8 protein-coding genes are annotated in these 7,925 nt (G+C 53.9%); 4 read left to right on the top strand and 4 right to left on the bottom strand.

Features of this window, described 5'->3' with window-relative positions; genetic code table 11:
- Positions 1-31 precede the first annotated feature (31 nt).
- Positions 32-631, bottom strand: coding sequence for a class IV adenylate cyclase (gene cyaB, locus TPRIMZ1_RS0109840; RefSeq protein WP_010258421.1), 600 nt, complete (start codon positions 629-631; stop codon positions 32-34).
- A gap of 176 nt (positions 632-807) precedes the next feature.
- On the opposite strand from cyaB, the gene TPRIMZ1_RS0109835 reads away from it, so the two are divergent.
- From TPRIMZ1_RS0109835 to TPRIMZ1_RS0109820, 4 genes are all read left to right on the top strand, one after another.
- Entirely contained in the window at positions 808-1,677 is an 870-nt protein-coding gene (locus tag TPRIMZ1_RS0109835; RefSeq protein ID WP_010258419.1) for a M23 family metallopeptidase, read from the top strand.
- Positions 1,678-1,853: 176 nt separating this feature from the next.
- A complete protein-coding gene (locus tag TPRIMZ1_RS0109830; protein WP_038078434.1) occupies positions 1,854-2,792 on the top strand; it encodes a sigma-70 family RNA polymerase sigma factor in 939 nt (312 codons plus the stop codon).
- A 3-nt stretch (positions 2,793-2,795) separates the two neighbouring features.
- Complete coding sequence (gene lipA / locus TPRIMZ1_RS0109825; protein WP_010258416.1) at positions 2,796-3,647, top strand: lipoyl synthase; 852 nt, start codon at positions 2,796-2,798, stop codon at positions 3,645-3,647.
- On the top strand, positions 3,647-4,429 hold the full coding sequence (locus tag TPRIMZ1_RS0109820; protein ID WP_010258415.1) for a lipoate--protein ligase family protein: 783 nt from the start codon (positions 3,647-3,649) through the stop codon (positions 4,427-4,429). Before lipA ends, TPRIMZ1_RS0109820 begins: the two co-directional genes overlap by 1 nt.
- A 13-nt stretch (positions 4,430-4,442) precedes the next feature.
- Here the strand turns inward: TPRIMZ1_RS0109820 and mutL are convergent, their stop codons facing one another.
- The 3 genes from mutL to xseA are packed head-to-tail and all read right to left on the bottom strand — an operon-like array spanning position 4,443 to position 7,823.
- On the bottom strand, positions 4,443-6,371 hold the full coding sequence (mutL, locus tag TPRIMZ1_RS0109815) for a DNA mismatch repair endonuclease MutL (RefSeq protein ID WP_010258412.1): 1,929 nt from the start codon (positions 6,369-6,371) through the stop codon (positions 4,443-4,445).
- Between the two features lies 1 nt (position 6,372).
- Positions 6,373-6,606: an exodeoxyribonuclease VII small subunit gene (gene xseB, locus TPRIMZ1_RS0109810; protein WP_010258409.1), complete on the bottom strand. Its 234-nt coding sequence runs from the start codon at positions 6,604-6,606 to the stop codon at positions 6,373-6,375.
- The gene (gene xseA, locus TPRIMZ1_RS0109805; RefSeq protein ID WP_010258407.1) at positions 6,603-7,823 is read right to left on the bottom strand and encodes an exodeoxyribonuclease VII large subunit; all 1,221 of its coding nucleotides are present in this window, start codon (positions 7,821-7,823) and stop codon (positions 6,603-6,605) included. Before xseA ends, xseB begins: the two co-directional genes overlap by 4 nt.
- Positions 7,824-7,925 lie beyond the last annotated feature (102 nt).

Raw genomic sequence — 7,925 nt, 5'->3', positions numbered from 1 at the left:
CCCCCATACTTCGTATTGTGCGTTCTCGAAACTAAGTTAAGGGGTCCATAGGGGGGGAAAGAAGCTCCGAATAGTACCGTTCTTCGATACTGTCCTTGGATATGTTGAGTTTTTCTAATAGTTCCAGCAGCTGTTTCCGGGCGGCGGCCACGGTTTCGGTCCCGGCATCATCCGCCAATATTTCCAGTTCTGCGAACCAACCCAGATTACGATCCAAACCCGAAACTTCGCAGAGTTCCGCATGGACATTTCCGTATATCCAGGCCCAGCCCTGTTTGTGTTTTCGTATCCCCGGTTCAAGTCCCAGCCGTTTAAGGAGCTCCGTGAAGGTCTCCCCATTGGAAACGGCGAATTCCCGTTCGTCGTTTATTTCGATTCCATCCCGGATTTCCTTGGATTTGTATGTTATCAGGATTTTTTCCTCTTTTTCCGCTTCATCCCGCCAATGCTTTTCCCGGCGTACCCGTACTCCGGATTTGGGAATACCTTGGGGAACTTCGTTGCAAGTTGCGACCCAATAGCAATCATCCTTTTCAAAAGAGAGAGGGCTGGATGACGTCAGAAGGGAAATTCTGCTTTTTAAGGCCCGGTGATCCACCACATGGGCTTTCAGCTCTATTTCTATTGCCATACATGCTCCTTGTATCTTAATATAACCCCATTTTGTTTTTTGTATTGAAAAAATTGGTTATATTTCACTAAATGGTGAGATTTTACTAAAACAAACTTGTACTCGGAGTATTTATCGGATATATATTGCAGTGACAGGGTTATAAAAAATGAAAAACTTGCCGATAATGGACGAATATGAATCTTCGGTTTCGTTTTTCATGGCTGATTTTAGTGGTCTCGGCGGTTCTGGCAGCTGTTGTTTTTCCAGCGAAGCTTCCCGCGGAGGAAACAATCCATATTGTCCAGGGGGGTGATACCATCTATTCATTGGCCCGTACCTATGGGGTTAACTTTCAGGAGATTCTGAATCTTAACGGTATTGATAATGCGGGGAGAATTCGGGTTGGTCAGCGGATCCGTATTCCCGGTACTGCGTCGGTCTCTTCAATAGACCACCGGGTTACGGATCATCGGGTTACCCGGGGTGAAACCCTTTACGGTATAGCCCGGCAGTATGGAGTTTCCATGCAAACCCTTCTCTCGGCCAATGGACTTTCAGAAAGATATACCCTGAAAATAGGGGATGTTTTGCATATCCCCCAAACCGGATCACCCGGGCCGGTACTTTCCGGACCGGTTCCTATAATTCCTCCGATAGAAACTATTACCGGGACAGAAATCCGTTCCACCGTGAGTCGAACCATTGATATGTCCGTACCCTGGCCTATTGTTGCCCGGGAAATGGCCTATATGACCGGAAAGTTAAACGGGGTTGTCCTCCTTGGAGAACGGAATGAACCGGTAAAAAGTCTGACCCAGGGGGTGGTAATATCCGCGGGACCCTATAGGGGATTTGGGAAGGTTACCATAATTCAAGTTACAGGAGGTTATTTGTACGTTTACGGCGGTTGTGAAAGTTTATCCGTAAGAGAGGGCGACCGGGTTAATCCGGGAACAGAATTAGGACGCTTGGGTATGGACGCGTTGTCGGAAAAACCGCAGCTGTTCTTCCTGGTATATCAAAATAATGTTTCGGTTGATCCCGCTGCGGCCCCAAGGAGTTAGATGAATTTTTCACTTTCATTCGAAAAAGATAGCTAAAGCCTTAAAAGGGTGTTATAATGACAAAAACATTACTAAAAACAGGTAAGATAGAGAAATATGAAAAAAAAGAAGGGGTTGTTTTCCACCTAACCAATGAGGGGAATAAAAAGAGGATGCAAAATCCTGGATTACAAAAAATGGCCAAAAAATCGAGACCCGTCAAAGAGTCAGATCCCCTGGCGCTCTATTTTAAACAAATTTCTAAATTCCCTCTCTTAACCGTTCAGGAAGAACAGGGGATAGGCGAAAAAATTGTAACTATCCGCAGAAAAATCCATGAATTAGAAGATATCTATGATGAAAAGGAAAAGGACGATGTCTACAGAGTGGAACGATCCAATCTGGAGGAATCCCTTTTGCGCCATAAAAATCATATGATCAATTCTAATCTGCGTCTGGTGGTTTCCATTGCAAAAAATTACCAGCACCGGGGACTTTCCCTGCTGGACTTAATTGATGAGGGGAATATCGGGCTTATAGAGGCGGTTGAGCGCTTCGATTATACCCGGGGCTGCCGCTTCTCTACCTACGGTACCTGGTGGATTAGGCAGGCCATCATCAAAAGCATTGCCGATAAGGGCCGGGTTATCCGGATCCCCATACATATGTTGAATACCATTAAAAAATGTTACTTTGTTGCAAAACAGCTAACCCAGGATCTGGGCCGGGACCCCAGCGATGAAGAACTTTCGGAATATCTAGGCGTCCCCATTAACAAGGTCAAGGAGATTGTCAAACTCTCCCAGGAGACCACCAGTCTGGATACTATTGTAGACGACGGTAACCTTACCCGGCTTGCGGACCTGATTAAAGACGACACCATGCAGGAGCCCTTCGAGATGGTCTTCTCCATGACCCTCCAGGAAACCATGGAAGATATCCTCTCCTACCTGTCCGAGCGGGAAATGAAGATCATCCAGCTCCGTTTTGGTCTTGCAGGGGAGGGGCCTCTGACCTTGGAAGAAACCGGCAAGCTCCTGGGCATTACCCGTGAACGGGTCCGTCAAATCCAGGAAAAGGCCACCTTCAAACTCCGGAACCTCAAGCAACTCCAGGAATTAAAGGAAAACCCATAGAGTATGAAGCCTGACTGGATCCGGTCCCGGATTCCTACCGGTGATAGCAGCAAAAAAGTACGTTTGATCCTGGACAAACACCGTCTCCATACGGTCTGTGACGAAGCTCATTGCCCTAATAAGGGTGAGTGCTGGGGTCTGGGAACCGCCACCGTTATGATCCTGGGGGATATCTGTACCCGGGGCTGTCGTTTCTGCGCCGTAAAAACCGGCCGGGAAGGGCAGCCTCCCCGGGAAGCAGAGGGGGCTGAAATTGCGGCCGCCGTGGAAGAGCTGGGCTTAAAATACCTGGTTCTGACCTCCGTGGACCGGGATGACCTCAGTGACCGGGGGGCGAATCATTTTGCCGCCTGCATTAGGGCCGTTAAAGAACGGCTACCGGAAGTAAAGGTCGAAGCCCTCACGCCGGATTATACCGCCGAAGAATTTACCCCCATTGCTGCCGCCGGCCTGGATCTGGCGGCCCATAACGTGGAGACCGTCCGGTCCCTGCAGCATATCCGGGACAGCCGGGCTTCCTTTGACAAAAGCCTTGTTACCCTCAGGGCGGCTAAAGCCCTTGGGCTGGTAACAAAAAGCAGCATCCTCCTAGGGCTTGGTGAAAAAAAACAGGAAGTCCTGGCGGCCATGGATGAACTCCGCGCTGCGGGGGTGGATATTCTGGTCCTCGGCCAATATCTCAGGCCATCGGAAAAACAGATCCCCCTGGTGGAGTATATTACCCCGGAACAATTCGCCGATTACGGGCGGGAAGGCCGGGAACGGGGCTTTTCCGCTGTGGTATCCGCGCCCCTGGCCCGGACCAGTTACCACGCCTTAGACGCCTGGAAAACTTCGGCAGGGGAAACCGGCTGATGGCACCGGCTGTGGAAACGCCGCCGCCCTATCCATTCCGGCTCCTGGAGTCCGGCTGCCACGATGGATACTATAACATGGGCCTGGACGAAGCGCTTCTGGAATCGGCTGCCCGGGGCGGTACCCCATGCCTCAGGTTGTACGGCTGGAAACCCCCGGCGGTGTCCATAGGCTATTTTCAGGGGCTGCATGAAGAAGTTGATCTTGATGCCTGTAAAAAACACGGGGTAGATGTGGTCCGCCGTATCTCCGGAGGCGGGGCGGTTTTTCATCAGGCCGAACTTACCTACAGTATTATTATGCCCGTAACCCATCCACTGGCACAGCAGGATTTTAACGATTTCTACATACGGTTTTGCGGGGGCATCATCGAAGGTCTTAAGCTCCTGGGCCTGGATGCCCGGTTTGCGCCGATCAACGATGTGCTTGTGGGGGGCCGAAAAATATCCGGCAACGCCCAGACCCGCCGCATGGGCTGTATACTCCAGCATGGAACGGTTCTGCTGGACAACGATGTGGATCTGATGTTTGAACTCCTCCAGGTCCCCGCAGAAAAACTGAAGGGCAAGCTCATCGAAGATGTAAAGAGCCGGGTTACCAGCCTCCGGGCGGAGGGCCTGAACATTAGCTTTGATAAAGCCGCCGCTTCACTGGCGGAGGGTTTCCGCCGTATACTGAATCTTTCACTGAATCCGGAAACCCCAAATGCAGCGGAAGAAGCGCGGACTAAAGAACTGGCGGCTGAAAAGTTCGGCTCCGAGGAATGGCTTTTTAAACGATAGTTGCCGGCGGCTTTTAGACCCGCTGTACTCCCCGGAATAGATCCTCCCTGCTCACTTCGACCCATAGGGGGCGTCCGTGGGGGCAGCGGGGGATCTTCAAGGCCAGGGCGGCCTCAGCCAGCTCAAGGGCGGCGGTATCATCCAGGTAGTCCCCGTCTTTTATTGCGCCGTGACAGGAAAGGGTGGCGGCCCAGTGTTCCGCCATGTTTTTCCCCGCAGTTTTTAGTTTGAGGATCTCATCCAGGGTCTCGCCGTCCCCCAACTGCCAGCCCGCGGGCAGGGCCTCGATGATCCAGCTGCCGTCAGCATCACTGTTTATGATGATCCCCAGTTTTTTCAGTTCCTCCTGCTTGGAGGCGAGGAACATATCGTCCTCCTCGCTTTCCGTGGAGAATGGCATGGGTACCAACAGTTCCTGTATAGGTATGGGCTTGCTGAGAAAACGGTCGTAGAGGATACGCTCATGGGCGGCGTGCTGGTCGATGATGAAAAGCCGATCCCCCAATTCCGCCAGGATAAAAAGCTTAAAGATCCGTCCCGCAAGCCGCAGTTTTACTACACCACCGGAACCGCCGTAGGCCGGCCTGGGTTCCGCTGCGTACAACGACGTTACGCTCCCCGCCATCCCATCTGAATCTCCGTCGGCAGGCGCCGCGTACAGTGCAGTATCCCCCAGTCCGCGCCCGGGCAGGGGAGTGAACACCGGCGGTTTTTCCAGCAGCGCTTCCAGGGCCATGGAGGCGGTGTTCGCTGTATACCCAGCGTTTGCTGCATAGGCAGCGTTGCTAGGCGCCGATCTGCCGGAAAAGCCGGCGGCGGCCGGTGGCGTAGCCGATCCGTAGGGTAGGGCGAATTGGCGGGGCTGGTCTTCCTCTTGGTCTCGGGTAGCTAAATCATTGTGGTGCAAGAAATTACGTAGTGCAGAACTTATACCATGATGGATGGTTCCGGGATCTTTGAACCGGACCTCCCGTTTAGCCGGATGGATATTGAAATCCACCAGGGAGGGATCGATGTCAATATACACCGCCCCTATCGGATGGGTTCCGTTAGGAAACCACCCCTGGGTTCCGTATTCCAGGGCTTGGAGCATTGAATAGTCGTGTATCCTTCTGCCGTTGGCAAAGATATACTGATGCCGCCGGTCGCTGTGGAATAATTCCGGACCGCCAACAACGATTGTAACTTTAAACCCCTCTCCCTGGGCGTTGATCTCGTGGAGAAAGACACCCTCCTGCTTTTCCAGTAAGGCATTGGCGAACCGTTCCTTCAGGCTTGAAACTGCCTGGAGATAGAGTTTGAGGTTTCCATCCTGGGTAAACCGGAAGTTTAGGGAATAAAAGGCCAGGGCTTTTTCAATAAAAATTTGTCTGCAAAGGGCGGCTTCACTTCCCTCCCGTTTAAGAAAACGCTTGCGGGCAGGGATGGTATCGAAAAGCCCCAGGGCGCGGACGCTGGTCCCCTTGGCCCGGCGGAACTGCTCTATCCGGTACTCTTCGGACTGAAGTCCGCCGCCGGAACTAAATCCACTCCCGGCAGGACCGACTGTGAGCCGCCATGCCTCCCGTCCATCGGTACTGGTAAGGATTTCCAGCCGGGAAACCGCAGCGGCAGCGGCCAGCGCCTCCCCCCGAAACCCAAGTGTCTCCGCAGTGTTCAGGTCCTCCAGGGAACGGATCTTGCTGGTGGCATGGGTCTGCCAGCAGAGAACCAGATCCTCCCTTTCCATACCGTTCCCGTTGTCCAAAACTTCAGTACGCCGTATCCCCCCGCCGTCAATGAGGAGCTCTATGGTGGTTCCCCCGGCGTCAATGGCATTGTCAAGAAATTCCCGCACCAAAGCGGCAGGACGATCCACCACCTCTCCGGCGGCGATCTTCCGGGCCTCCTCCGGGGGAAGCAGATGGATATGGGTATTTTGGCTGCCAAAATTGTCGGCCATATTAGTCCTCGTCGTCAAAGAGACCCAGTTCCGGCCGGGCCTCTGGTTTTTCCTCAGGACCGTTCATCAGTATCTCGATACGGCTCTCTACTTTTTCCAGGTCCTTCTCCAGGGTTCGCGCCAATTTGATCCCCTCTTCAAAGGCTTTAAGGGCATCGTCCAGGGGAATATCCGGCTTGCGTATCGCTTCGCCCAGTTCTTCCAGCCGTTCCAGCCGTTCTTCAAAGTTTTTCATGTATCCTCCAACACCGGAACTTCCACCGTTTCAGTAGTTGCGGTGATAATCCCCTCCAGGGGACGTATGATAAGCCTTTCGCCGCTCTTGGTTTCCCCGGCATGGCGCAGTACTTTCCCGGTCTTTTCCCGGAGCACCACCGAAAATCCCCGTTCCAGAATAGCCCGGGGGTTGGCCGCCTCTATGTTTACCCGGGCCAGCTCAAGGCGGCGGCGCATATCACTAATCCTTTCCGACAGGTTTTCAAGCAGGGCTTCCTTGGCATCGTCAAAGCGCACCAGCCTGGGTTGGAGTATCCCCCTGAACCGGTATTCCAGATCCTCTATGCCGAAGGGCTTGATCAAGAGCCGCGCCCTATCGAGCCGGGCATCCATGGTTTCCCGCAGGATTTCTCCGGCCCGCTTCACCTGTTCCAAAATCTCCGCCCGGTTGGCGCTGACCAGTTCCGCCGCTGCCGAAGGGGTAGGGGCTCGGAGATCCGCTGCAAAATCCGAAAGAGCCCAGTCTATCTCGTGCCCCACGGCGCTTACCACGGGAATCTTCGATGCCGCAATAGCCCGAACCACCGCTTCCTCCGAAAAAGGCAGCAGGTCCTCCAGGGAACCTCCGCCCCGGCCTACGATAAGCACATCCGCCAGCTTCCATTGGTTGGCCTGTTCGATACGCCGGGCAATAATGGCCGCCGCTTCGGTACCCTGGACCGGCGCGGGAAGGACGACTACCCCGATGCCCCCGGCCCGCCGGGCCAGTATGTTGAGTATATCCCGCAGCGCCGCCCCGGTGGGGGAGCTTACCACCCCAACCACCCGGGGAAAGCGGGGGATAGGCTTCTTCCGGTCCTCGTCAAAGAGACCCTCCGCAGCCAGCGCCCGTTTCCGCTTTTCCAGCAGGGCAAGGATATCCCCGGCGCCGGCCTCCTCCATCTCCTCGCAGATTATCTGGTAGCTTCCCCGCTGTGCGTACACCGAAATATGCCCATGCACCCGCAGGAGCATCCCGTCCCGTGGCTCAAAGCCCAGGTTCCGAAGCTGGTTCTTGAACATCACCGCGGAAATAGCGGCCCCCGAATCCTTCAGGGTAAAGTAGAGGTGCCCCGTACTGGAAGGCCGGCAATTGGAAAGCTCCCCCTCCACAATTACCGGACCAAAGGCGTTTTCCAGGGTCGCCCGGATCTGGTCGGTGAGTTCCGATACGGTTAGTTTACGGGAGCCATCCATAGGGGGTAGTATAGCAAGGGAAGGCGGAAGTAGGAAGTGGGAATATAAAAGCACGGACCACACGGACATCATTAATTAGTTTGTGTGGTCAGTGGTTATTCC

It is taken from the genome of Treponema primitia ZAS-1, assembly GCF_000297095.1.
Taxonomy (GTDB): domain Bacteria; phylum Spirochaetota; class Spirochaetia; order Treponematales; family Breznakiellaceae; genus Termitinema; species Termitinema primitia_A.
The sequence above is the reverse complement of the archived record's forward strand: the minus strand, read 5'-3'. Positions and strand labels throughout refer to the sequence as shown.